The following is a 24336-nucleotide window of genomic DNA, read 5'->3' as shown; positions in this document are numbered from 1 at the left end:
ACAAAAGCACACGTCGGGCCACACACCATTCAATGCTACGTAGTGTTTCTAGAGGATGGTCAAAAGTTCGGGGGCGCCATCGGTCACAGCCAGCGTATGCTCGAACTGCGCGGAACGCTTGCCATCGGCGGTGCAGACGGTCCACTGGTCCGCGAGCACGCGGGTCTTGGCGGTTCCCACGTTGATCATAGGCTCGACGGTGAAGACCATGCCCTGGCGAATACGCAGGCCGGTGCCACGCCTGCCAAAGTGCGAGACGTGGGGATCTTCGTGCAGGGAGCGTCCAACACCATGGCCTCCCAATTCACGCACAGTGGAGAAGCCATTGGACTCGGCGTATTCCTGGATGGCCGCGCCCACATCGCCGAGACGTTTATTGTGGCGAGCCTCGGCGATACCCAGTTCAGTGCAGCGTTTGGCGACCTCCATGAGCTTTTGCGCCTCCTCATCGATCTCGCCAACGGCGTAGGTCACGCAGGAGTCGCCGACCCAGCCATTGAGCAGGACACCGATATCTACGCCGACGATATCGCCCTCCTTCAGCTTGACCTCTGCGCTGGGAATGCCGTGGCAGACCACCTCATTGATAGAGATACAGATGGTGCCTGGGAAGGCAGGAACGGCGGGATGCCCGTTATAAGCGGGGCGAGCGCCATAGCCTTTATAGATGGGGAGCGCGCCCTTACCGCGAATATAGTCCTCGGCGATCTGGTCCAACTCAAGAGTCGTCACGCCCGATTTAACATATGGGCGCATAACCTCAAAGGTCTGAGCCACCAGTCGCCCGGCCTCGCGTAGTTTGGCGATCTCCTGGCGAGATTTCATCATCACTGCCATCGTATGTAATCCTCGTTTCTTCTAGAACAGAAAGTAGCTATTTAGCTTCTCTTGATGAGGCCTCTCAGCGTCTGCGACGCTTCGCCAGGGTTAAGGGATGTGGTAAAAAAATGCTGCAGGCATTTTTTTACCACATCCCTTAACCCTGGCGAGCCACGGAGTGGCGAGAAGTCTTGAGTAAACACATGTAAAGTAAATGCCCATGTATGTAAGGCTTGGGAAGGCATGGAAAGCCTTGTCAGGTGGCGCGTCCTCGGCTCGCATCGAGGGTGAGAGGAACCTCATCTTGAAGGGCGTGTTCCCAGGTGAGGAGATCATTGACCGTCACACCGAAATAGCGGTTAAAGTAGTTGAGTAGCTGATCGATGGTGGTATAGTCAACGCGCCGGCTCTGGCCACGATGAAGCGCGGCCAGGACACTCAACGAGACGCCGCTTTCCTGAGCCAGGCGGCGCAGGCTCAAGGGGGGCAGGCCCTCTTTTGCTCGCTCTACATTTGCCCTTGCCAATAGCAAGCGTAGTTTGCACGAGATGGTCAAAGTATTCTAGCCTCCCATAAAGCTTATGGAAACGTGTGCTGTTTGGGCCTCACGCGTCCCCATGACCCGCGACATATGTCCTGATTTAAAGAATGTTTGTGTTCCTAAGATAGCAGAAGTGTAGTGGAATGTCAATACAAATGTGAGCGATCTCAGGTACAAAGGGGCGATGGTCAGGTATTGTATCTGTAAATATCAATTTTATGATACAATCGCATCGGTATGATCCCTGATGCTAGAAATGGCGAGTGGTGGCGGTTGAGGAGAGAGATAGCGTTGAATATGCAGGTAGATGCGCGTGAGTAAGCAGATAAAAATGTGCAAAGGAAGCGATAAACAATGGTCAAATTCTGGGGCATAATTGTGCTTGGCATTCTTGTATATGCTATAGCTTTATTTGGAGCCGTCTTATTTAGCAGGCTGGACCCGCTGAACAAGTATCGCTGGCAGCGTGAGAAGTCGTTCACGTTCAAACTGGCACGCTTCATGCTCGACTATGGGCAAGGCTTATTGATCGGCCTCTTCTTTGTGCTCGCGACGGTGGCGACAGGCGCGCTCAGTTTGTATACCACAAATACGACGAAAGCGCTCCCCAAGGATTGGTACGCCCTGGTCAGCGAGAACCTGGCCTGGCTGAGCAATGGTTTCCTGGTGATCGCGGGCTTGACGGCTGTTATCTGGATCCTGGCGGCGCTTGGAACCACCATTATAGGGAACAAGGGCGCGCGTGGGCGTGGCCTGGGGCTGATGACCAGTCTGGTGGCAATCGTATTCGAGTTCCTCTATGGAGCGCAATGGTATCACATGTTTGTACACGTGAAATAGAAAAATGCCAGAAGCTCCAGGGGATTGCCAGGCAATCTCCTGGAGCTTCTGGCATTTTTCTATGTTTTAAAAGAGGCATGAGCATACGTTCTTCTAATAGGAGAGTTTTACTGGCAATGTTCATGCTAAGAGGAAGAGAACTATGTTAAACGAACTAGCAAAAACGTTTTTTGATAATATCTGGCTAATTATGATCTTTTTGTTTATTTTCGGCGGGTCGATTACAAGCATCGTGCGAGGGATATTCAAAGCTTCTTTCGAGCAGCAGTTGAAGATGCAGGAGAAGAAGAATGAGGAATTACGCTTGCGGTTGGAATTGGAGCACTTGCAGAAAGGGCCGGGCAGAGGGTCCAACATGCCCCAGCCGAAGGAGTCGGCCTGGGACGAGCAGCCGCTGGCGGGCTACGATGATGGATACCAGGGGCAGGGCCTGGATCAGAGCACAAAGGAGCGCGAGCAGCAGCCAGTAGAGCCATATGTATCAGAAGGACAGGAACTGCCGCCGCAGGTCCAGGGGTAGAGGGGTGTAGTGTAGTCGCGGGAAGGTTTGTGTTATACTGTGGAAACGTGACATATGCTGTAATGTCTTATCAGTTCTGACGACATTACATCTGTATGCTTGTTTGACGCTGACACAGGGAGATTGTAAGGGCCAGGGTTGGCTAAGCTGCGGGGCCTCGAAGTGGAATCGCCGTTGATCTCACGCGCTTTATCCCGCCATGTCCTCGTGTCGTCCGCGTTTCGCTGTGTCGTCATTTGTACATCGACGAGGTCGAAATGATAGAAACCAATAAGGATAAGGCTCCCTTGCGGGAGGGGAATATGCGTTATTACGATTCGCTGTTAGAGGGGATCGGGAATACGCCGCTGGTGCAATTGAAGCGCATCGCAAGCGATATGCCGCCGATGGTGCTGGCGAAGGTGGAGTTTTTTAATCCGGGTGGGAGCGTGAAGGATCGCATTGGTCCGGCGATGATTGAGTACTGCGAGCAGCAAGGCCTGCTGCGTCCAGGCGGGACGATTGTCGAGCCAACGAGCGGTAACACCGGGCATGGCCTGGCAATCGCGGCAGCGATCAAAGGCTATCACTGCATCTTCGTCATGACCGACAAGGCCAGCGAGGAGAAGAGGAGCCTGTTGCGCGCGTATGGCGCGGAGGTTGTGATCTGCCCGAGCAGCGTTACCCATGACTCGCCGGAGTACTATAAAAACGTCGCCTATCGCCTGGCGAAGGAGATTCCGGGCGCGTGCTGCCCCGACCAGTACTCGAATCCGGCCAACCCGGCGGCGCACTATGGCTCCACGGGTCCAGAGATCTGGCGCGATACTGCGGGCAAGATCACGGCCTTCGTCGCGGGCATCGGCACAGGTGGAACTATTTCTGGGACCAGCCGCTATCTCAAAGAGCAGAATCCACAGATCAAAATCATTGGCGCGGATCCTCCAGGCTCGGTCTACTCGGGCGATACCCCCAAGCCCTACAAGGTCGAGGGTATCGGCATGGACATGTTCCCGCGCAACTATGATACCGCTGTTGTCGACGACGTGATTCGTGTTGATGACCGTACCTCGTTCTACTGGGCCAGGCGCCTGGCACGCGAGGAGGGTATCCTGGTTGGTGGCTCGGGGGGCACGGCCCTGGCGGCAGCTATGACCTATGCCAAGCGTCTTACCCCCCAGGATGTGCTGGTCGTGTTGCTCCCCGACACGGGTCGCGGCTACCTGACCAAGCAGTTTAACGACACCTGGATGCGCGAGAACAACCTGCTGGTCCCGGCCGAGAGCGAGCAGCCAGTCATGCAGGATGTGCTGGCGTATCGCCGCTCGCACTCACAGAGCATGCCCCTGGTGGTCAGCATCACTCCCAACGACTCGGTCGCCGATGCCGTTGAGTTGCTGCGGCGCTATGGTATCAGCCAGACGCCCGTCATGGAGGGCGGCAAGATGGTGGGCAGCCTGACCGAAGACCTGCTGCTACGTCGCCTGGCGAGCGGAGAGCCCCTGGAATCGACCACGGTTGGCCAGTTACAGGGACCAGCCTTCCCCGTACTGGACGCGGTCTCTGAGGCCCGCGAGGCCTATACGCTCTTCAACATGGGGCACTCGGCGGTCGCCGTCGTTCACAATGGCCTGCTTGAGGGCATCGTTACCAAAAGCGACCTGCTCGAATTCTGGGCCCACGCTAGATAATAAATAAAAATCAACAGGCAAAGAACCTGAACACTTCAGGTTCTTTGCCTGTTGATTTTTATTTATTACCCAAACACCGCGCCTGAAAGCCCCTGTGCTTCAGCCATGGGGATGAAAGGCGCGTTCCTTTTTGGGGAAGGGGAATAGGGGAAGTTCGTTCCGCGAACGCATGTTCTTGACAGGAGATAGCTTTCTGCTGTATACTCCATGATATGGGCAAGACAGACAAAAGCAATCGGAACGTGTTCTACCGTTGCCACTCTCACGTGGTCTGGTGTCCCAAATATCACGGAAATTGCTGACATGGTGGACCAATTCGTACTTCGTCGGGACGCCTAGCAGTGCTCCATTGAGCGTCATCAAGCACTCTATTGAGCAACAAAAGTATAGCTACGGCTTCACTGAACATGCAAACAAAAGCAGCCGAAAAGAAACCAAGAAAAACGTATCTCTTTCGCATCTATCGTGCGACCCGTTTGCTCCAAACCATGATAAATGGGGGACGAGCAGCGGTGTTTTTTTTTTTTGAAAGACACTGACAACTGTTTCTCTGACGAGAGGCGCAATTCCTCTCCCATTCGATAGGAATGGATAGCATCATCCCCACTGTAGCGACTGGCCCTCAAACAGTGAAGCGGGATGAAACGGGGGATGCCTCATAAACCTGATGTGAGGACACCTTCTAGTTGGCTACTACGGTGAGAAGCTTGTCTAACAAGGCAGGTAAAACGAATGCATGACTGAACCATCGTTACGAAAAACTGGCCTACGCAGGATAACAAGCCAGCCCAAAACGGGAACGAGTCGAGTACACAATGGAGATGGTACAGCTCCATTGCCTATCTGTCAGGACTCCGGTGGAGAATGCACACCTACGGTAGCGCAAAACAGAGCAACGGAACGGAGTAACCGCGTGTTTGCTCTCATGGGGGTCGATACCATGAGCAGGTGCCAACCGCAAGCAGCACGACGGAAGGATTGTCCAAGAAGCGAATGCCTCTCGGAAAGCGAGAGGATAGGCTGACGTGGACACAGTTGTATGGAAAGTAGAAAATCAAGTACGATGGCAAATAGGAAAGCACCCAGGGTCAAGAAGAAACTTGACCCTGAGAGTGAGGCTTGGAACAAGCTGCCCTGGCGCAAGTTTGAGCAGCATGTCTACCGCATCCAAAAGAGAATCTACCGAGCCAGTCAACGTGGCAATCAACGCGCAGTCCAAAAACTTCAAAAGCTCTTGATGAAATCGGAAGCAGCAAGGCTTCTTGCTGTACGCCGCGTCTCACAGGATAATCAGGGCAAGAAAACAGCGGGGGTTGATGGAGTGAAGAACTTGAAACCTCAACAGAGGCGACAGGTGGCATCGCTCATTCATCCCAAACAATGGCCGCAGAAAGTAAAACCAGTCCGAAGGGTATTTATCCCCAAGCCTGGAAAAAACGAACAACGGCCTTTAGGGATTCCTACGATGTATGAGCGTGGACGACAATGTCTTGTAAAATTCGCGCTCGAACCAGAATGGGAAGCTCGCTTTGAAGTGAACAGCTATGGTTTTCGCCCCGGACGATCTTGTCATGATGCTATCGCAGCAATCTTTTCTGATATCGGAAAAAAGGCAAAATATGTCTTTGACGCCGACATCTGGGGTTGTTTCGATAACATTGACCAGGCAGCACTCTTGAAAAAACTTCAGACCTATCCACGTCTGAGACAGACCGTCCAGGCCTGGCTCAAATCGGGAGTCATGACAGAGGGAGAATTCACACCCACACCCAGCGGAACCCCGCAGGGTGGCGTGGTCTCCCCTTTACTCATGAATATAGCGTTGCACGGACTGGAAGAGGCTCTCAAAGGCGTAAAGAGGACCACAAGGGATAAACCCCAAATGGTACGATACGCTGATGATCTGGTGGTCTTTCATTCAACGTTAGAAACCATCCTTGAAGTGAAAACAAGAATCAATGACTGGTTAAAGGACATGGGACTGGAACTGAAGCCAAGTAAAACGAGAATCACCCACACACTCACACCCTATGAAGGAAATGTGGGATTCGAGTTTCTAGGATTTTCCATCCGGCAATATCCGGTAGGAAAGAACCGTACAGGGACCAACTCACAAGGCACCCCACTTGGCTTCAAAACGATCATCAAACCGAGCAAAGAAGCCGTCAAACGACACATAGCCCAGATGAAGCAGCAAATCGACAAACGGAGATCAGCGCCGCAAGGACAACTGATTAAGGAGCTTTCTGCCATCATCAGGGGATGGTCCAATTACTACAGAACAGTCTGCTCCAAGGCTGAGTACAGTAGATGCGACTACATTCTCCAGCAACAGCTATGGTCGTGGGCAATTCGCAGGCACCCAAACAAAAACAGACATTGGATTAGGCAAAGGTACTGGAAGAGAGGCGAAGGCCAACACGGCATCTTTGCAACCTCCGAAGACTATGACCTGAGAAGGCATGATGCGACGAAGATCCAACGACATGTCAAAGTAAAAGGTGCTGCCAGCCCCTATGACGGAAATCTCTTGTATTGGAGCCAACGACTGAAAAACCACCCAACAACGAGAGGAACACTGGCAATGCTGCTTCTGAAGCAGCAAGGCAAGTGTAGATGGTGCGATTTGCAGTTCCGTGAAGGAGATCAGATCGAGATAGACCACATCACTCCTAAAAGTGAGGGAGGAGGAGAGGAACTGAGTAACAAGTGTGCTCTCCACCGACATTGCCACGACCAAAGACATGGTACCCATAACAAGGGCCATATGACTGAGGAGCCGAGTGAAGAGAAATCTTCATGCTCGGTTTTGCAGACGAGCGGATGGGGCGACCCATGCGCTTAGTTTATCCCAGCCGCAAGCAAAGACAGAAGCTAGAAGCGTGGCTTGGCTTGTGCTGTGAGGTCTACAATGCGGCGCTCGATGAACGCAAAAGTGCCTATCGCATGGCCGGCGTCTCCCTCTCCTATGAGCATCAATGTGCAGAGTTGCCCGCTTGCAAGCAAGTGTGCCCGGCATTGAATGAGGTGCCATCGCAGGTGCTTCAGGATGTCGTCAAGCGGGTGGATCGAGCCTTTGACGACTTTTTTCGGCGGGTTGAGCAAGGGCATAAGCCAGGCTATCCCCGGTTTAAGTCACGCTTTCGCTATGACTCACTGACCTTTAAACAATATGGCAATAGCTTCAACATTCTGCCAGCAAGCAAGAAGAATAAGGCAACCCTCGTTCTGGCGAAATTAGGGCATGTGAAGATGGTGATGCACCGGGCCATCAAGGGGACGCCAAAGACGGCCATTGTCAAACGGACCCCGACCGGGAAATGGTTTGTCTCGATCAGTGTGGAGATGGAGGGCGAAGACATCATCAGCAAGCGCCTGCCTGTCTCTGAAGAAGCGGTCGGCATTGACGTCGGGCTGAAAACCTTTGCCTATTTGTCCTGGGGGAAGAGATTGCCAATCCGCGCTTTTTGCGCGCAGAAGAGGCGGCGCTCGCTCGCGCAGGACGCAAGCTCTCCAAAGCGCCCCAAGGGAGCAAGCAACGAGCGAAGAAGCGCAAGGTGGTGGCACGCGTCCATGAGCGGATAGGGAACCGTCGCAAGAACTTCATTGAACAAGAGGTCCGCCACCTCGTCAAGCAGTTCGGGTTGCTTGCGGTGGAAGCCCTGGTCGTGCGCAATATGGTGAAAAATCCGAAACTGGCGAAGTCGATTGCCGATGCGTCGTGGTCGATGTTCTTCACACGCTTGCAAGCTAAAGCGGAGGAGGCTGGGCGGCAAGTGGTGCGAGTGAACCCGGCCTATACGAGTCAGACTTGTTCAGCCTGTGGTCATCGCCAGCAGATGCCGCTGTCTGTGCGGATCTACGAATGCTCTCAGTGCGGTCTGGTCATCCACCGCGACCACAATGGCAGCCTAAATATCTTATCTGACGGTCTTCAAGCTGTGGGACGACACAGCCGAGTCATTCCAGAAGCCCCCGGCTTGTAGCCGTGGGGAGTCGTCACTTGATGCAGAAGGATTGTTTACTCTGATGGGAGGGATTCGAGTAATTGCTGGCTAAACTCGCTTAAATTGTTGCGGGGAAGATTGCAAAAGGCTTCTTGCTCTTTGTCCGTCAACTGAAAACCTCCTTCGCGTAGAGCGGTACGAGGATCATTTTGCAGGGCCTGCCAGAATGTCGTGTCGACGAGAGCCAGGCCCAGTATACGATGGATGATCTGCCAGGACATAGTGCCTTCCGCCCCTTTCAGGCCCAGCCACCTCTATCTGTCTCTCTGACGCGAGTGAGTGGCTCAATCAAACGCTGTACACGCTGCTTTTATCGCGAGTATAGCAAGTGGCACTTGCAAGCGACTTCGCACTCACTTCGCACTCTTTATCACTTGTCCTTGTTGATCTGGGACGTAGCATTGTTTAGTCGTTGGTAGAACTGCTGGAGCGTAGGGCCTGGCCTTGCCCCTAACTCCTCTTGTAAGATCTTCTCACATTGTCGATACTGGCGTAGCGCCAGACTGCGCTTTCCCTGGCGAACATAGCAGCGCATCAAGCCATAGTGTGCCTCTTCCTGAGTGTTATCGCTCGCCAGGATCTGTTGCCAGTGCTTCATGCTTGTTGCTATCTTTTCGTGATGCCAGGCTATCAATGCTAACTCTCGGTGAGCATCTAGACTTTCCTGGCGTAGTTCATTGCGTCGGCTACTCGACCAGTCGTTATAGAAGGTCTGCACATAGTCGCCTTGGTACAACGCAAGCATGGCCTCAAAAGCGCGTTGTGCGCCCTCCTCATCCTCTTGCTCAAGGAGCTGTTTGCCTCTGACAAAGTGTTCTTGAAAAAGCTCGACATCATACTCAATAGAGGCGTAATGGGCCGCCAGGTTGAGGACGTATGTCCCTCCTTGCGAGACGATACAAGCCTCTCCAATAGCTTTACGCAGGTAGAACAAGGTCGAGTGGAAGGCCTGATTACTCTGCTTATCATAGTTTTGCCAGAGCGCATCAATAATTTGCTCTTTGCGTAAAGGATGGCCCTGATCCAATAGCAAGAAAAAGAGTTCCATTGAGCGTGCCATGCGCCAACGGGTAACGGGATTCTCATCAATCAAGACAGCAGGCTCACCCATGGCGCAGATCCTTAGCCGGCTTCCTTTCTTCTGTTCAACGCTACTCACAGGCATAGAGACAGGCTCTTCAAGAGGCTGGGGAGCGCCTACCTCTTCTAGATGCAAAAGAGTTCGCAATTGGGCGAGATCCGGGTGGGTCTGGAGAGTATGCTTTAGCCGTGGCTGGTTCCTGAGTTCTGCTAAAACACAAAGGCCATATCCATTCGAATCAGCCAGAGCCGTTTTCACCTTGCGCAGGCAGGCCAGCGTATCTTCGCTTTGTTGTTTCCCCAGATAACAGGCTGCCAGGCGTATCTGCAACACAAACATTAATTCCTTTTCCGTAGTGCTTGGGGATGCTTGGAGTGCTGTAAGATAGGAGAGTGCCTCGTCATAATGCTCCTCATGCAGCAGAAGCGCACTATAGGTAAGATCATGGAGAAAGCGATCATAGTCAGGCTGCTCATTTTGGGTAGGCGAGAACTGGGCATTGGAGAGCAGGAAATGAGCCGTTTCCACATCTTGCAGGGAGAGATAGGTCAGCGCCATGATGCACAAGGTATGATTTATTAGGTAGCGATCCTGTAGCTTTTCAGCCAGTGCCAGTCCCTCTTCTAAAGTGCGTAATGCCCGCTCAAAAGCTGCCTGATCAAAGTACAGGTTGCCTAGATTGACGAGGGCATAAGCTTGCCCAGATTCATAATGCAAAGGGGAACGGGCTAATTCCAGTGCTTGTAGGAGATGAGCTTCGGCCTCTTGTATGGCTCCCTGGCTTCTTTTAAGAAGACCCAGACGGTTGAGGTCTTCTATTTGACCACAGATATCATGCATTTGCAGTCGGCATGTCATGGCCCTCATCACGTGATGTTCAGCAAGTTCCAGTTTGCCAAGCCAGCGATAGGCGTTAGCCAGTATCGAGTGTAAACGCGCTACTTCATAGCCAGAACTAGAGCGCCCATAGAATTGCAACGTTTTCTGAACGGCGGCTATGCCAGCCGGCAGGTTACCCCGCAAGCACAAAGATAACCCGATGATAGAATAGGCTTCCCCGCGCAGTACGTTTTCATGTGCAGGTAACTCATCCAGGGCCTGCTGGCATTGGTCGGCAGCTTGCTGATAGGCTCCATATCTGAAGAGGGTTGACCCTTTGTAAATACGTATCTCTGTTAAGAGCAAATGTGGATGTTCGGGCGGAATGAGTGAGCTTTTATCGAATATCACCTGTTCTGCACGCTCTAGCAGCGGCAATGCCTGGGTGTGATTATATAACCGCAAATAGACACGCGCCTGAATCAATAATATTTGGGGCGCATATTCACGAAATGCAGGAGAGAGCAAATCACACCAGCGCATAAGGGTCGTCAGGCGCTGCTGGCCAAACATACCTGGAAATATATCGATGATAAAACGCGCAGCCATGAGATCTTCCTGGGCCTGCAAGGCGTGGTGTATGGCTTGTTCATAGCGTTGTTCTTTGCCCAACTTGTGCATAGCCCGCTGATGTAAAGCGTGAAAACGTTGCGGATTGCTTCGCTCAAGCTCCTCAAGAAAGAGATCACGCAGTACCTGGTGGCAGACATAGACCTGTTGCTCGCCTTCATTCCTATGAGTCACAAAGAGGCCATTGCGCTCCAACTCTTGTAGATATTCCTCAGCGTGTTCAATTTCTAAGACCTCTTCACAGAGCGAAGGAAGCATCTCTTCCAGGATGCAGGCCTCTTGCAGGAAAGTATACAGATCTGGATAGCGCTGAAAGACACTGTCAACGACATACGTGAAGAGTTGCTGGTGATGCATGGAGGTGTTAAGTGCGCGTGGTCCTGGAATGCGTTTTCCTTGAAGGAGACGAATATTGCTCAGGCGCGTTCCCAGGAGCATGCCTGAAATCCAGCCATCGAATGACGACTCCAACTGTTCAGCTTCTCCGGGGCTGAGCGAAGGAATGCCCTGGATCTGCGCCAGCCTGGCCACCTCATGCGCGGAAAAGCGCAGATCATCTTGTGTGAAGCTATAAACCTGGTTGTGAGCTAGCAGGTGGGCGAATTCCAACTCGGGTATGGCCCGACTCTCAATTACCAGGGCGTAATGAGGTGGAAGGCCACGTAGCAGATAATTGGTCACCTGGTTGAGGATCGGTGTATCATTCACTTCCTGATAATTGCAGAAGAGCAATACCACTTGTTGCTTTGTCTCCGTTTCCAGAGCCTGGAGGAAAGCATCTAGCAACGGAATGAGGTGTGAAATGCCTTCAGTCTCCCTTATGTGTTCTTGGGCGATGCTCACGAGTATATCGTCGAGTTCTTCACCAAAATTCGGAAGCTGTTGACGGATACTGAGCACGAGTCGTTGCAGGAAGGTGATGATATCGCTATCTGTACGGTCAAGCATGTACCAGCAATAGCGAGCGTTTCCCCGGCTCGCAAAGTCTGCCAGGATGGTGGTTTTCCCATATCCAGCAGGAGCGAGAAGCAGGATAAGCTTTGACGCGGCCTGAATCTGTGGCTGGGAATGCTGTTGTGTCTTTCCGGTGAGCACCAGACTCAGGCGTGAGAGGATCTCTTCTCGATGAAGGAGCGTCTGTGGGAGTGGTGGGCCGGTGAGCTTTCGCAGTATATACGCGTCTTGCATTACGCCTCGTCCTTGTGTCTGTAAAGGCTTGTCAATTAAATATAGCAACGTGAATGTAAATATATATATTTCTGGCAGTACACTTTTTCTTTTTGCAGAGGCAATTACATATTAACAAAAAGCGTTTTTCCTGTCAAAGCGAGTGTTCTGCGAAGCATATGTAGAGATGGTGCGAAGAGCGATTCAAATCTTGCCCTCTATACTTCTGATATGGAAACCGGCCCCATTTGGGGACACGGCATCACACTTATGGCGAGCGCTCTCTCGCTTGGTTTTCCAACAGGCAGAGGCTCGTCTCAGAACGAATAATAGTCATATGAAGGAGCTACATGCATGTCTACGCGACTCTTCAGTATTCTGGCTGCCCTTGGTTGTATTCTGGGCGTCGTCTTTCTCTTTGTCTCTTTCTCGCTCAATCCTGCTCCGCCAACTGACCCTGCACAACTAGTTGCCTATGGTAAGCATTACCACAACGCTATCCTTATAGGAGCCTGGTTGCAGGCTATTAGCCCGCTGCTCATCATCTTGTTTGTGCTCGCACTCGTCATTTTGGCGAAGGCAACGACACGCTTTGCGGGCCTGGCGACGATCATTGGGGCTGGTATCTTCATGCTCGTAGACCTGATCGAGGTCACCTTTTATCTTGGAGCGGCGAACGCGCACAACCTGAACACAGCCCAGATGAGCCTGAGTTTCGTTAATGCTGTCCAGCACCTCTACTCCATCGTGGCTGGCCCGGCACTCATCATTCCATTAGGGTTTGTTATTCTGGAATCACGTGTCTTGCCGCGAGTGCTTGGGTATGCAGCGATTGGAATTGGTGCTCTCTTCGCCATCATCGGATGTCTCTTCCTCTTCACTCCTGTTGTCGACGGAATCGCTACGCTGGCGGTTATCGAGGCCATTGAGGAGTTGTGGTTCCCAATTGCTGCGATCACGCTCATCATCCGTGCGCTCATGGAATCGCGCCAGGTTTTGGGTCGGGAGCGGGTAGCGGTATCAGCATAACCTCGTGCTTAATAGAGCGTGACCCGACAAATATAAGCGTAATCTCTTATGTTTGTCGGGTAGCACACCAATTCATTCCCCATGAAGAACTAATTGGTCTTTCCGACATGATGCTCTCTCGACGACAGAAATAGCCTCCAAGAAGACGGTTGGATCAGGCTAAAGAGTGCAAGAGACAAGAAACATGCTATAGAAAGAATTTAGGTATGAAAACACACGAAACAAGGATGCCTCTCTTTGCGCATCACCCACACTCCACCCCAGGCTGGCTTACGGCTCATCCCCTCAAACGCGGAGCGCTCCTCTCTTGGGCGGCCTTGCTCACGGCAAGCGCAGCAACCATTCATGTGATTGGCGTGTTGAAACAACCGCCCCAACTTGCGCTCCTGACCACGCTCTTGTTGATCTGTGCCATTCTCCAGGCTGCTTTTGCCGTCGCGGTCGTGGCTACTCCTGTGCGTCGCCTTCTCATCGTCGCTGCTGTCATCCAGGGGGCTGCACTGCTGTTTTGGGTGCTGGTTCGTACCATTGGTGTACCCATCGGTTCACCTTCCAGCCTGATGAGTTGGCGGCCAGAGACGCTTGGATTTCAAGATGGCTTTCTTCCCTTCACTGAGGGAGTCACAGCCCTCTTTTTTCTCAGCCTAGCGGCTCGCACCTGGACTACCAGGTCGAGTGCATGGCGTACCATATGGGGCTTTCTTCCCGTTCTTATCCTTTTGCTCATCCTTTTGGCTTTGGTGGTTCTTTTTGCGGTCAACTCCTACGCGGCTGAACTAGTCTTTGCGACGTTCTTTGCCTCTGCTGGACTCCCTGAAAGCCTCCTTTCCCTCTTCCTTCCTGCTGTTGGATTGCTCATACTGGTCTTGCTTCTGCGAGCTCTTGTTCCTTGCCTCCGAGCCATGATGCCCAGAGCAGGGCGGACGATTCTCGTTCTGGTGCCTGCATTGCTGGTGGTCAGCCTCCTCCTGTGGGAGGGTGGCAGTACAGCGGCCATCAGAGGGTGGTTCCCTGTCTCATCGGTAATCAATGCGCCCGCCGGTCAGACGACAACGCTGGCCTATTGTAGTCCTGGCGGCAACCCGCTTGCGATGGATCTCTCCGAACCGTCCACCAAAGCCCTGCGCCCCGCGCCAGTGGTCTTCTACGTGCATGGGGGGGCCGGGTTCCTCAACAGCCGCGACTTGCCAACGGATTACGATGGGGTGTACTTCATGCAGCTTCGTGATGAGCTTCTCCAGCGCGGTTTTGTGGTCGGATCCATCGATTATCCCCTGATCCCACTGGCCTCGGGGCAGGAAATGGTCAATGATGCCAAATGTGCTGTGCGCTTTTTGCGTGCTCATGCATCAGTGCTCGGCATCAACCCGCAACGCATCGGGGTGTATGGCGATAGTGAAGGGGGCTATATCGCCTCCATGTTGGGGACGACAGGAACCAACCCCAGCTTCGATGGAGACCAGTACTCCAATCAATCGAATCAGGTGCAGGCTGTGGGGGATCTCTGGGGCTTCACCGATTTGACGAATTTCAGTGGTTCACCCAGTTGGGTACATCCCTTTGGAGAAGGAGAGCCGGTGGCACAGCAACGTGCGAACAGCCCAGTGACCTACGTCGCCCCCGGCGATCCCCCTTTCTTGATCATCCATGGGACTGATGATGGACTCATTGCCCTTCATCACTCGTTGGAACTGGCCAAACTGCTGCATGCGGCAAATGTTCCCACACAACTGGTCCTGGTACAGCATGGTGAACACGGCTTCGCTGCCTCTGCAGCAGGAGCCATGCAGCAGCCAGGTCCTGAGGCGCTCGTCCACCTGATCAGCGATTTCTTCGTCAGAACGCTGGCGATCTGATCCACAAATGGTCCTCGCTATGAGGTGAAACCGAGTTTCCCCTTCGTGGCCCTTCCAAGCTTGGAATAATGCAAGCATTGCGCACGGATATTGTTCACAGAAAAGGTGTTTATCGAGCCAGGTTCGGATCGCTCGTCAGGTGAAAAGGACCCAAAGTTGCCACACGCTTGGAAGAGTCTCCATCGTCGCTTCAGCGTGGTTCGCGCACATTGCCACGCTGAAGTGACGATGGAGGAGATTAATTCAGTAGCACTGAGAGGCCAGATATGGGCCACAGAGTTCTTCAAATTGAGCGCCATTTAATTTTTGAAAGGACAGGCGTTGCACAATGACGTTTGTCTCTCTGAATTGCTTCTGAGGTCGAGGCTCTGGCCTTTTGGCTCTGACACAGCTTTGGTGATAAGCTCTTAAATAATACATTGGTAGAGATTCTGTTTCGTGCTCAAAGGAAAAATGGTTTTCGTCCAATAAGCTCATCCTTCACCAAAGTTGTGTCAGAGCCTTACTTGTGCATAATTAGTGGGTTATTGCTCTGATTTTATTGATGCCATTCAATTTGGTGGCAAAATGTATTGACAAATCACAATGTCGTGGGTACTATTAAAGCATCTACTACTAATACTTCATAGGAAAAGGAGGGCAGTCATATGTATCGCAGTAATAGCTTTACCTCTGCATATATCCCCTGTCTGAGACTGTCCTGGAAAGGTTGGCGCTCGTGAAGAACTTTGCGCACCCCTATGAAGTGTTTGAGCATACTGCGGATGTCGGGCTACATGCCTATGGTCGGGATCTACCAGAACTCTTTTCTCATGCCGCGCAGGGCATGGAGAGTCTGATGATCGCGCTGGAGCAGATAAAGCCAACGACAATGCGGGAAGTCACAGTCGAGGCCCATGATCACCTCTCATTATTGATCGGCTGGCTCGATGAACTGATCTTCCTGTTTGATACGCAGTTTCTCCTCGTACGCGATGTCGAGATCCTGGATCTGACCGAGACGCGTTTACAAGCCCGAGTGATGGGTGAGGCATATGATGCCCAACGTCATGAACTGGCAAGCGCGATCAAGGCCGTCACCTGGCACGAGGCCGCCATCACTCGTGATGAGGCCAGTGGCTCTTACCAGGCAAGGATCATCTTCGACATTTAGGGATTCGCGGAGTCGCTCGCCCATCTTCCAGTTCATCTCCCGCGTCGTGTAAGCATTTGGGCTTTATGCCTTTGCCTGTCACGCTGTTGGCACCATAGGGTTATGGTGCGCGGGTGGATTCTCCTGGTGGCAAGAAGCAAATCTCAAATACGCCATGCGTCTATGGAATCATGTCCAGAGAGGGCTTAGAGCGCTTTTGTTCCAGGGAATATACAAGTGTGATGGATAAGTTAAGGCTTCCCATGTAATGAATCAACGCTTCGTAGCTTCGTGGCTTTGTAAAAGGCGACGCTTAGGGGCAGAAAAGCGCATTTGAACAGTATGGCAGGTGCTATGCCTAACCTGTTGTAAGGTTGTATTGTTTGTCTTTTTATAGCTGAGCTTTGTGGAGAATATTGATATGGATTTAGCAAGCGAGCGAGTGTGAGAAATCTCATAGACGCTTGCTTCTAGATAAAGCAGAATTGGCTCTGTAAACGAGTCGATGATGCAAGGCTTAATGTATTGTTACAGTTCCGGAGGAACGGCAAAGATGATGCAGAATGTAAAGACGAGAACCAGGACTACCGGGTCGTATGTGACCAGGCGGTGGGACATTGGTAATGAGCAGCCCCAGCTCCGCCGCGCCGTGACCGTTTCCGCTCCGGTGACTGGCGAGACAATACGCCTGACGAGGCGCCCAACGTATGTCTACACGCGTATTGGTCGCTCGATGTTGAAGCGGGGTGGACGTGCGGAGTAAGCGCCCCAAAACATGGAATTGTAGGGCCTATGCTGGCATGGACTTGAGCGTACAGGTTGCATTGTGCTTGGGCGGGAGTAAGTCCAAGCCAGCCTGGACCCTACAGGTGCAGATGGATTGATTAGGAAGGAGCCAGCCAATGAGTAGTTTGATTGTGCCAGTGGCGACCATTGATAAGATTGGGCCACATAGCAATGCTGACGCGCTGGAACTGGCGCAGGTGCTTGGGTGGCAGATTGTGGTTCCCAAGGGGCAGTACACGGTAGGCGACAAAATTGTGTACTTCCCACCGGATACTGTGCTGCCACTGGAGTTATCGGAGCGCTTTGGCGTGACGAAATACCTTAGCAAGCAGCGTATCAGATGCGCGAAGCTGCGTGGTGAGCCATCCTTTGGCCTGATCGTGAAGCCCGAGGATGCAGCCTGGGAGCCGGGGCAGAACGTTGCTGATTTTTACAGCGTGAAGAAGTATGAGCCACCTTTACGTTCCAGCGCCGGAGATGCTGAGGTAGACAACCCGCTCTTCTGGGAGTATACCGAGATTGAGAACATGCGGAATTTTCCAGACATCTTTACTGAGGGCGAAACGGTCCTGGTCAGCGAGAAGGTTCATGGCACCTCTTCGCGCGTGGGCATGGTTGAGGGCGAGCTGATGGCTGGCTCCAAGGCCCTGCGGCGCAAGCGGCCAGATGACGATAGGTTCGCGGTGAGCACCTACTGGTTTCCCCTGACGCTAGAGTCAGTGCGGAGGCTGGTTGAAGACCTGGGCCAGGAGCACCAGCAGGTCATCCTCTTTGGCGAGGTCTATGGGAGCCGCATCCAATCCTTTGCCTATGGCTTGAGCAATGGGCGCATCGGCTTTCGCGCCTTTGATTTGCTCGTGGATGGAGCCTACCTGGATTGGCCGGAGTTCCTGGCGTATTGTGAGCGCTATGGCATTGAGACCGTGCCCGTCATGGCCAGAATACCGTTTAGCCTGGACGAGATCAAGCGTTTGAGCGAGGGGTCAACTCTGCTGACTGAGAACGCGCATATCCGAGAAGGCGTCGTCGTGCGCCCGATACAAGAGCGTACCTCGCCCAAGACCGGGCGCGTCATCCTGAAGTACGTCAGCGACTCATACCTCTTTGGCCCAAAGAGCGACTACACTGATAAGTAACGAATAAATTGAGGGGAACAGAGACATGGGCAATGCGAATATCCCATTGGAACGGATTGATCCTAACCGTTGGCAGATACCCAAGCGGTATAATGACGCGATGAACGTGCCGGGCATTGTATATGCCGACGATGAACTAATTCAGCAGATACTGTCCGACAATGCCCTGACACAGGTGGCGAACGTGGCCACGCTTCCGGGTATCGTCGGGTACTCGCTGGGCATGCCTGACATTCACTGGGGCTATGGCTTCCCCGTGGGCGGGGTTGCCGCGACCGATGCCGAGCACGGCGTTGTCTCCCCGGGTGGGATTGGCTTTGACATTAACTGTGGTGTGCGCCTGCTCGCAACTGACCTTGTGCGCGACCAGATCAAGGGCAAGGCGGATAGGCTCGCGGACGCGCTCTTCAATACCCTGCCCTCGGGCGTGGGTGGCTATGGCATGCGGCGCCTGACTGAGCGTGAGATGCTCGAGGTCATGAAGCGTGGCTCGGCCTGGGCCGTTGAAGAGGGATATGGTGTCGAGGAGGACCTGGAGGTCACCGAAGAGAATGGCTGCCTGAAGGGGGCCAGGCCCGAGGCCGTGAGCCGTAAGGCCCTGGAGCGTGGCGTTGGCCAGCTTGGGAGCCTGGGTTCGGGGAACCACTTCGCCGAGGTGCAGTACGTGGACCATATCTATGACCAGGAGGCCGCTGAGGCTCTGGGCATCGGGCAACTGGGCCAGATTGTCACCACCATCCACTGCGGGAGCCGGGGTTTTGGCCACCAGATCGCGGAGGATTATATCAAAATCGCCGAGGCGAAGCAGAAGGCGTACGGCTATCACCTGGCGGACCGGCAACTGGCGTGTATGCCCATTCATTCAAAGGAGGGGCAGGACTATCTCGGCGCCATGGCCTGCGCGGCGAACTTCGCCTGGGCCAACCGGCAGTTGTTGATGCACGGTGTACGCGATGCCTTCTCCAGCGTCTTTGGGCGCAAGGCGCGGGCCAAGGATATGCCGATGGTCTATGATGTGTGCCATAACATCGCCAAGATGGAAGAGTACGAGATCGACGGCGAGAAGAAGCGCGTTTGCGTCCACCGCAAGGGGGCGACGCGGGCCTTCCCTCCGGGGCATCCCGCCATGCCGGAGAAGTATCGTGCCGTGGGGCAGCCGGTGCTCATCCCAGGCGACATGGGGCGTTACTCATTCGTCCTGGTTGGCGCGCAAGGCTCGATGGAGCAGAGCTTCGGCTCATGCTGCCATGGTGCGGGTCGGCGCCAGAGCCGTACCGCGGCCAAAAAGTCCATCACCGGCAAGGATCTCTTGTCGCAGCTTGAAGCCAAGGGCGTCACCGTCCGCGTTCACAGCAAGAACCTGCTGGCGGAGGAGGCTCCCACTGCTTATAAAGACGCCCAGATGGTTGTTAATACTGTCCACAATGCCGGCCTGGCACGCCTAGTTGTGCGCTTGAAACCTATCATTGTTATAAAAGGGTAAAGCAGAGCGCTTGATCTCATCCATTTGTTGCATGAGATCGGACTGTGCTATAAAAAGTCCTCACCGGACTCTTATATGCCATCGGTGAGGACTTGTTCATATCTTGCAATCTCGTATAAATAAGTGAAAATAAACTGCCATTGTTAGAGTGCTGTTTTTCAGCGCCTCGTATAAATAAAACCTGATCAGTTATCATCTCCAGTAGTGCTCCGCTTGCGCAGAAACTCTTCAAAGGCGGATCTGCGCACACGGTAGTCTCGCCGACTGGCCTTAATCGCGGGCAACTCCTTCTTTCGTACGAGTTCTCGGACTGTCTCTATGTGTATTTTGAGCATGTCTGCTATCTCTTGCAGAGTATAAAATTCTTCCAAGGTTGCGCCACCTTATTTTTGTTGCTTATTATAGTGTATCTTTTGATTTTATGTCAAATATAGGTTAAAATGGTGTTTGGCATGATAAATATTGACATTGCTGCCTTTGACTGTGTAAAATTGTTGAAGTTCATGCTTTTTGATGCTCGATGTTCTTGGATTGGGGTAATACATTTCAATTCTCCTGTCAGCACAGGAGAATTGAAATGTAAGAAGTGTTCTACTTAAGAATGGTATTCCCATGTGGTAGTAGGTACGAGGGGCTGCTCCATTAGAGTGACGCTGTATGGTATGAAGGATAACTCATTTAACAAGAACCCACGGAGAGCAAATAATGACGGCTTTAGAACTTCCTTTTAACTAGGCGTAAAAGCTGATCAAGATCGCTCTATTGCAAAACGTGGCCTATTACTACAGTCCCACATACATGATCAGAGAGCAGGACCTGGCAGCGCCCCCTCCTGGAGTAAGACCTCTCGGATGCGCTGCCAGAGACCTACTTTGCCCCAGCGGTAGAAGTGATAGGCCACCGTCTCCCAGGGGCCGAATCGCTCTGGCAGTTCGCGCCACGATGAGCCAGTATGCACAATCCAAAGCATACCCTCCACCATCCGGTGATAATCCGCTGCTCTGCGGCCTCGCTGCGGGGTCTGGGGTGGTAACAACGGCGTGATGCGTTGCCAGTCCGCCTCGGTGAGGGGAGGCAGCCCACAGAGAGGGACCGGAGCTGGAAGCTGAGCAGGCGGGCAGGGAGCCTGACGAGCACGACGCAGCGCATGCAAACGCTTGGACGTTGCCTGGTGTCGCCGCCGAAAGGTGGACCAGTGCAAGCGCAAGCGCTGTTCTTCTGACGAGGCGCCCAACGCAGCCAGCAAGCGACGCACTTCTGGTACACTCACTTCGATGCGCTCGCCGCAGGCTCCGCTTTTTTTTCCTGCTCCTGGATGCTACGGCGCATCACGACGAGAGCGGCATGGGCGAGCAGAGCCAGGGTCACGTAGCGGTGCCAAGCCCGCCAGGTTCGCACCTCATACTCGTCGAGTCCAACCTCGCCCTTGGCCTGTTCAAAGCCCTCTTCAATTTGCCAGCGACTCCCTGCCACGGCTATCAGTTCCGCTAAGGTTGTTTCTGCTGGCCCAGACGCACGATAGTAGGCCCGCTCGCTCGGGTCGGAGAGCGAGCGCCGGATCAGCACCCAGCGGCCCTGGGCAGCGGCCTGCTCGCGCGCGCTCTGGCAATTGGAGCCAGGCCCATTCATAGCGTCGCGCGCCCTTGCTGCCTTCGCCGGCGGAGAGCACAACCCAGGCTGACGCGGGTAAAAGCGCCGCGAGCAAGCCCACAGGTTGTTGGCGACCAGCGACCCATACCAGATGTGTTTCTGGGACTGCCAGGAGAGCGTGCTTGTGCTGTGCCTCCAGCCACAACCGCAGTTCGTCAGAGCCATAGATCGTATCGCCAACCACCCATTGTGCTGGTACCCCTGCAGCAAAGGCGCGCGCCAACATCTGCTGTGCTAACTGGCCTTTAGTGGCGAAAGCGACCTCCTCGGGGATACCCGCCTCTCGACAGCGCACCCGATCTTGGGTCCACTCCTGGGGCAGGTAGAGCTCTCGATCAATGAATGCCTGGCCTTTGGAGCTCGCATAGAGCAGGAAGACACCAATCTGGCAGTTGGCTGTTCCCCCCGCCGCACCGCTGTACTGTGAGGCGACCCCTGCGGACTTCTTTCCCTTCTTGAGAAAGCCTGTTTCATCGACGACCAGTACACCTTGTTCGCCTGCTAGGTGCTCGATGACGTACCTGCACAGCTCATCGCGTAGGGCCTGCTCATCCCACTCCGCTTCTTGCAGGAGCCGCTGCACCCCATGCGCATTGGCTTCCCCAAGAGCCTCGGCCATCTGCCAGCCATTCTTGCGCCCAACGGGGGCCAACAAACCCCGGAGATAGCGTTCCAGGCGTGAGCGGACTTCCGCGCGGCGAACGTGCTTGCCCAAGCGTGCGGTAAGCTCTTCCAGCACCTGGGCTGCACCAGTGATGCGGCGTAGGGCCTCCTCTTCTTGTAGATGTTCCTGCTCGATCCTAGCTGATGTGGTCATGGGCTTCTCCTCCCCGAGAGATCCTACCACATTTTTTCCTTAAGTGGGGCTGTAGTACTATTAGCGATATGGAGCTGCCCCTTATTAAGAGGTAGAAATTTATGTCAGTGCAAGATCAACAAGCTATACAGGAATTTGTCAAACGCAAACGCGCTATCATCTACTGCCGTGTTAACTCGGAAAGACAGAAACAGGACGGTGAGAGCCTGGAGTACCAGGAAGAAAGATGCCGCCAATGGGCTGAGGCGAATAATATACAAGTTATTGTCGTCCTTGCTGAAGCAAAGAGCGGATATATCCATTATTCGTACCGCGGGAAGCTGACCCTCGCCCGTCAGATGATACGCGACCATGTTGCTGATATGATTATCGTCTGGGACTTGCGCCGTTTCAGCCGCAATTTTGTCCACTCGGCTATGATCTTTCAGGAGATCGAGTCATATGGCGGCGAAGTTATAAGTGTCAGCGAAAATATCGACAACTCACTGACTGGCAAATTGATCCGCTCCGTGCTCGCCTGGTGTGCGGAGTCCGAGCGCGAGAAGATCAACGAGTATGCCAACCGCCACTGGCAGAAGCGTCACGAGCTGGAGCTGCCGATGGCGACATCAACACCTCCGTATGGCTGGCAATGGGGAGATAAGACCAAGACCTTTTATGGGTTAAACATCGAGGAAGCAGCCGTGCGCCGCTCGCTCTTCGAGATGTTTGTAGAATTGGATATGAGTATCCGACAGATTGGCCACAAGCTGACGATTGACGGCATCCGCACGCCGCGTGAAGCCCGTAAAGAGCCGCTGAACGGGGATAAAAAGCTGGCCGCGCTTGAGAATGGGAAGCCGAAGTTGATCCCCTGGACAACCGGAACCATCTCTCAATACCTCAGAGATGTAGCTAACCTCGGCACGCTCGTCATCTGCAAACAAAAGAGAGTGTTGCTGGAAAACGGCAAGACAAAGCACATTGTGCATCCCGACCAGAAAGTTATTCCCGGCGCAATGCCCGCTATTGTCTCACCTGAACTATTCGAGCGGGCGCAGCGCAAGCTGGCAACTAACCGCGAGACAAAGAGCCAACGGCCACGCGACCCAGAAAGTTTCTTACTTGTCGGACATGTCTACTGTGCCATCTGCGGCTACCGCATGAGGCCCGCATGGGATAAAAAACTGCCAGTCTATCGCTGCACCAAGCATATCAGCATCTACGATGCCAATCCACACCAATGCGAGCCGCATATCCAACGCATCAGGACGTCACTGCTTGACCCTGCTGTCTGGCAGGATTGCTGCCACCTATTCGAGCGCCTCGAACCTATACAGGCCACAATTGAAGCAGAGATTAAAAACTCTATCAACAATTTGTTGGAGGATACTACTGGCAGGGAGCAGATTGCTGCGCTAAAACTTGCTATCGAACACGCCAGTCAGGAACATGCCAAGCAACAGAATGAGTATCTGCGCTCGCTTATCGCCCAAGACATTCAGGCAAAACTTGAGCAATTAGAGCGCTTTGAAGCGGAATGCAAAGCGGCAAACGGTATCGCCGCCCTGACTGCGACCTACCAGCAGCGCGTGTTGGAGTTTATCGAATTCGTCAATGTCATGCGTGGCAGATATCACGAAGCGACCTTCCAAGAGAAACGCAACGTACTCAATGTGTTGGGCGTTAAAGTACACGTCCATCCCGATGTAAAGGGGACTCCACCATTGCCCCCTGTTGAGACCGATCAGGAATGGTTGTCCATCTCCGAAGCGTCGGAACTCACAGGCATACACAGGAACTCACTCATGTTACATGTACATAACGGTGACCTTAAATCTCAGAAAATGGCTACATCCCACTTCATCTTCCATCGGGATGAGATTACGCGCTACCTCAAAGAGAAGAAACAGAAAGTGGTTGATCTGAGCCAGTATGAGGATGAATGGTTTACGATGCACAGACTGGTAGCAGTCTTGAGGGTAACGACCTGGCGTATACTTAATGAAGCCATCTCGCAGGGCGAAGTTGAGTTCAGCACAAAAGACATAATGCGCACCTACATCCACCGAGACGAGTTAAATCGTTTTCTACAGGAGTCGCCAATCAAGTTACGATCACTCGTGGAAGATGTCTCGGATCGGATTAAAATCACCTATTCACCGCTTTTTGTTGGCACAGGTGTTCAAACATCCAAAGACGCCAGCAAGTCGTCAACGTCGTCCACAACGCCGGTTTTGCGAAGCTGGTCGTGCGCTTGAAGCCCATCATCGTCGTAAAAGGGTAAAAACTCTTTGTTAAGGAGACAGAGAGGGCAGCACAATGCCCTCTCTTGCTACTTCTTTTATTACGGTAGTAGAGAAGTATTGGCTAA

19 protein-coding genes and 1 pseudogene are annotated in these 24336 nt (G+C 53.2%); 13 read left to right on the top strand and 7 right to left on the bottom strand.

Annotation, left to right across the window (positions count from 1 at the left end; all coding sequences use genetic code 11):
- Positions 1–48: 48 nt before the first annotated feature.
- Positions 49–837 carry a type I methionyl aminopeptidase gene (gene map, locus KRAC_RS03660; protein WP_007904610.1) on the bottom strand — a complete coding sequence of 263 codons (789 nt, stop codon included), beginning with the start codon at positions 835–837 and terminating at the stop codon, positions 49–51.
- A gap of 238 nt (positions 838–1075) precedes the next feature.
- Entirely contained in the window at positions 1076–1375 is a 300-nt protein-coding gene (locus KRAC_RS03655; RefSeq protein WP_007904609.1) for a helix-turn-helix domain-containing protein, read from the bottom strand.
- A gap of 339 nt (positions 1376–1714) precedes the next feature.
- On the opposite strand from KRAC_RS03655, the gene KRAC_RS03650 reads away from it, so the two are divergent.
- The 6 genes from KRAC_RS03650 to KRAC_RS75410 all read left to right on the top strand — a co-directional run bounded on the left by KRAC_RS03650 (position 1715) and on the right by KRAC_RS75410 (position 8376).
- The gene (locus tag KRAC_RS03650; RefSeq protein WP_007904608.1) at positions 1715–2200 is read left to right on the top strand and encodes a hypothetical protein; all 486 of its coding nucleotides are present in this window, start codon (positions 1715–1717) and stop codon (positions 2198–2200) included.
- A gap of 142 nt (positions 2201–2342) precedes the next feature.
- A complete protein-coding gene (locus KRAC_RS03645; RefSeq protein WP_007904607.1) occupies positions 2343–2720 on the top strand; it encodes a hypothetical protein in 378 nt (125 codons plus the stop codon).
- A gap of 302 nt (positions 2721–3022) precedes the next feature.
- The gene (locus tag KRAC_RS03640) at positions 3023–4390 is read left to right on the top strand and encodes a cystathionine beta-synthase (RefSeq protein ID WP_040442759.1); all 1368 of its coding nucleotides are present in this window, start codon (positions 3023–3025) and stop codon (positions 4388–4390) included.
- Positions 4391–5429: 1039 nt separating this feature from the next.
- Positions 5430–7235: a group II intron reverse transcriptase/maturase gene (ltrA, locus tag KRAC_RS03635; protein ID WP_007904602.1), complete on the top strand. Its 1806-nt coding sequence runs from the start codon at positions 5430–5432 to the stop codon at positions 7233–7235.
- A complete protein-coding gene (locus KRAC_RS75415; RefSeq protein ID WP_052567941.1) occupies positions 7190–7975 on the top strand; it encodes an RNA-guided endonuclease InsQ/TnpB family protein in 786 nt (261 codons plus the stop codon). Before ltrA ends, KRAC_RS75415 begins: the two co-directional genes overlap by 46 nt.
- Positions 7858–8376 carry an RNA-guided endonuclease InsQ/TnpB family protein gene (locus KRAC_RS75410; RefSeq protein WP_244421950.1) on the top strand — a complete coding sequence of 173 codons (519 nt, stop codon included), beginning with the start codon at positions 7858–7860 and terminating at the stop codon, positions 8374–8376. Before KRAC_RS75415 ends, KRAC_RS75410 begins: the two co-directional genes overlap by 118 nt.
- A gap of 35 nt (positions 8377–8411) precedes the next feature.
- Here the strand turns inward: KRAC_RS75410 and KRAC_RS03625 are convergent, their stop codons facing one another.
- Complete coding sequence (locus KRAC_RS03625) at positions 8412–8618, bottom strand: Os1348 family NHLP clan protein (RefSeq protein WP_007904598.1); 207 nt, start codon at positions 8616–8618, stop codon at positions 8412–8414.
- Positions 8619–8767: 149 nt separating this feature from the next.
- On the bottom strand, positions 8768–12115 hold the full coding sequence (locus KRAC_RS03620; protein WP_007904597.1) for an AfsR/SARP family transcriptional regulator: 3348 nt from the start codon (positions 12113–12115) through the stop codon (positions 8768–8770).
- Positions 12116–12448: 333 nt separating this feature from the next.
- On the opposite strand from KRAC_RS03620, the gene KRAC_RS03615 reads away from it, so the two are divergent.
- From KRAC_RS03615 to KRAC_RS03590, 6 genes are all read left to right on the top strand, one after another.
- Positions 12449–13123: a hypothetical protein gene (locus tag KRAC_RS03615; RefSeq protein WP_007904596.1), complete on the top strand. Its 675-nt coding sequence runs from the start codon at positions 12449–12451 to the stop codon at positions 13121–13123.
- Between the two features lie 206 nt (positions 13124–13329).
- On the top strand, positions 13330–14979 hold the full coding sequence (locus KRAC_RS60660; RefSeq protein ID WP_007904595.1) for an alpha/beta hydrolase: 1650 nt from the start codon (positions 13330–13332) through the stop codon (positions 14977–14979).
- A 718-nt stretch (positions 14980–15697) separates the two neighbouring features.
- Positions 15698–16132 carry an archease gene (locus tag KRAC_RS03605; RefSeq protein ID WP_007904594.1) on the top strand — a complete coding sequence of 145 codons (435 nt, stop codon included), beginning with the start codon at positions 15698–15700 and terminating at the stop codon, positions 16130–16132.
- Positions 16133–16664: 532 nt separating this feature from the next.
- Positions 16665–16874: a hypothetical protein gene (locus tag KRAC_RS03600; protein ID WP_007904593.1), complete on the top strand. Its 210-nt coding sequence runs from the start codon at positions 16665–16667 to the stop codon at positions 16872–16874.
- Between the two features lie 139 nt (positions 16875–17013).
- A complete protein-coding gene (locus KRAC_RS03595; RefSeq protein ID WP_007904592.1) occupies positions 17014–18033 on the top strand; it encodes an RNA ligase (ATP) in 1020 nt (339 codons plus the stop codon).
- Positions 18034–18058: 25 nt separating this feature from the next.
- Positions 18059–19516: an RtcB family protein gene (locus KRAC_RS03590; RefSeq protein ID WP_007904591.1), complete on the top strand. Its 1458-nt coding sequence runs from the start codon at positions 18059–18061 to the stop codon at positions 19514–19516.
- 185 nt (positions 19517–19701) lie between these two features.
- Here the strand turns inward: KRAC_RS03590 and KRAC_RS03585 are convergent, their stop codons facing one another.
- The 3 genes and pseudogenes from KRAC_RS03585 to KRAC_RS03575 form a co-directional block, all read right to left on the bottom strand.
- Positions 19702–19887, bottom strand: a complete 186-nt coding sequence (locus KRAC_RS03585) for a helix-turn-helix domain-containing protein (RefSeq protein WP_007904579.1) — start codon at positions 19885–19887, stop codon at positions 19702–19704.
- 431 nt (positions 19888–20318) lie between these two features.
- The gene (locus KRAC_RS60655) at positions 20319–20786 is read right to left on the bottom strand and encodes a transposase (RefSeq protein ID WP_052567936.1); all 468 of its coding nucleotides are present in this window, start codon (positions 20784–20786) and stop codon (positions 20319–20321) included.
- Positions 20783–21983: pseudogene (locus tag KRAC_RS03575) on the bottom strand (IS701 family transposase). The gene KRAC_RS60655 and the pseudogene KRAC_RS03575 overlap by 4 nt, the downstream one beginning before the upstream one ends.
- A 101-nt stretch (positions 21984–22084) precedes the next feature.
- Between KRAC_RS03575 and KRAC_RS03570 the strand changes: the two are divergent.
- The gene (locus KRAC_RS03570) at positions 22085–24223 is read left to right on the top strand and encodes a recombinase family protein (protein ID WP_007904574.1); all 2139 of its coding nucleotides are present in this window, start codon (positions 22085–22087) and stop codon (positions 24221–24223) included.
- The last annotated feature ends 113 nt before the right edge of the window (positions 24224–24336 follow it).

The organism is Ktedonobacter racemifer DSM 44963, from assembly GCF_000178855.1.
In the GTDB taxonomy this organism is placed as follows: Bacteria; Chloroflexota; Ktedonobacteria; order Ktedonobacterales; family Ktedonobacteraceae; genus Ktedonobacter; species Ktedonobacter racemifer.
This window is presented reverse-complemented; position numbering and strand designations above follow the sequence as displayed.

Coding starts and splice junctions, on each gene's coding strand:
- KRAC_RS03620 (WP_007904597.1), bottom strand. CDS start 12,115: ATGCAAGACGCGTATATACTGCGAAAGCTCACCGGCCCACCACTCCCA.
- KRAC_RS75415 (WP_052567941.1), top strand. CDS start 7,190: ATGCTCGGTTTTGCAGACGAGCGGATGGGGCGACCCATGCGCTTAGTT.
- KRAC_RS03645 (WP_007904607.1), top strand. CDS start 2,343: ATGTTAAACGAACTAGCAAAAACGTTTTTTGATAATATCTGGCTAATT.
- KRAC_RS03600 (WP_007904593.1), top strand. CDS start 16,665: ATGATGCAGAATGTAAAGACGAGAACCAGGACTACCGGGTCGTATGTG.
- KRAC_RS03650 (WP_007904608.1), top strand. CDS start 1,715: ATGGTCAAATTCTGGGGCATAATTGTGCTTGGCATTCTTGTATATGCT.
- KRAC_RS03570 (WP_007904574.1), top strand. CDS start 22,085: ATGTCAGTGCAAGATCAACAAGCTATACAGGAATTTGTCAAACGCAAA.
- KRAC_RS60660 (WP_007904595.1), top strand. CDS start 13,330: ATGAAAACACACGAAACAAGGATGCCTCTCTTTGCGCATCACCCACAC.
- KRAC_RS03625 (WP_007904598.1), bottom strand. CDS start 8,618: ATGTCCTGGCAGATCATCCATCGTATACTGGGCCTGGCTCTCGTCGAC.
- KRAC_RS03595 (WP_007904592.1), top strand. CDS start 17,014: ATGAGTAGTTTGATTGTGCCAGTGGCGACCATTGATAAGATTGGGCCA.
- map (WP_007904610.1), bottom strand. CDS start 837: ATGGCAGTGATGATGAAATCTCGCCAGGAGATCGCCAAACTACGCGAG.
- KRAC_RS03640 (WP_040442759.1), top strand. CDS start 3,023: ATGCGTTATTACGATTCGCTGTTAGAGGGGATCGGGAATACGCCGCTG.
- ltrA (WP_007904602.1), top strand. CDS start 5,430: ATGGAAAGTAGAAAATCAAGTACGATGGCAAATAGGAAAGCACCCAGG.
- KRAC_RS03615 (WP_007904596.1), top strand. CDS start 12,449: ATGTCTACGCGACTCTTCAGTATTCTGGCTGCCCTTGGTTGTATTCTG.
- KRAC_RS03590 (WP_007904591.1), top strand. CDS start 18,059: ATGGGCAATGCGAATATCCCATTGGAACGGATTGATCCTAACCGTTGG.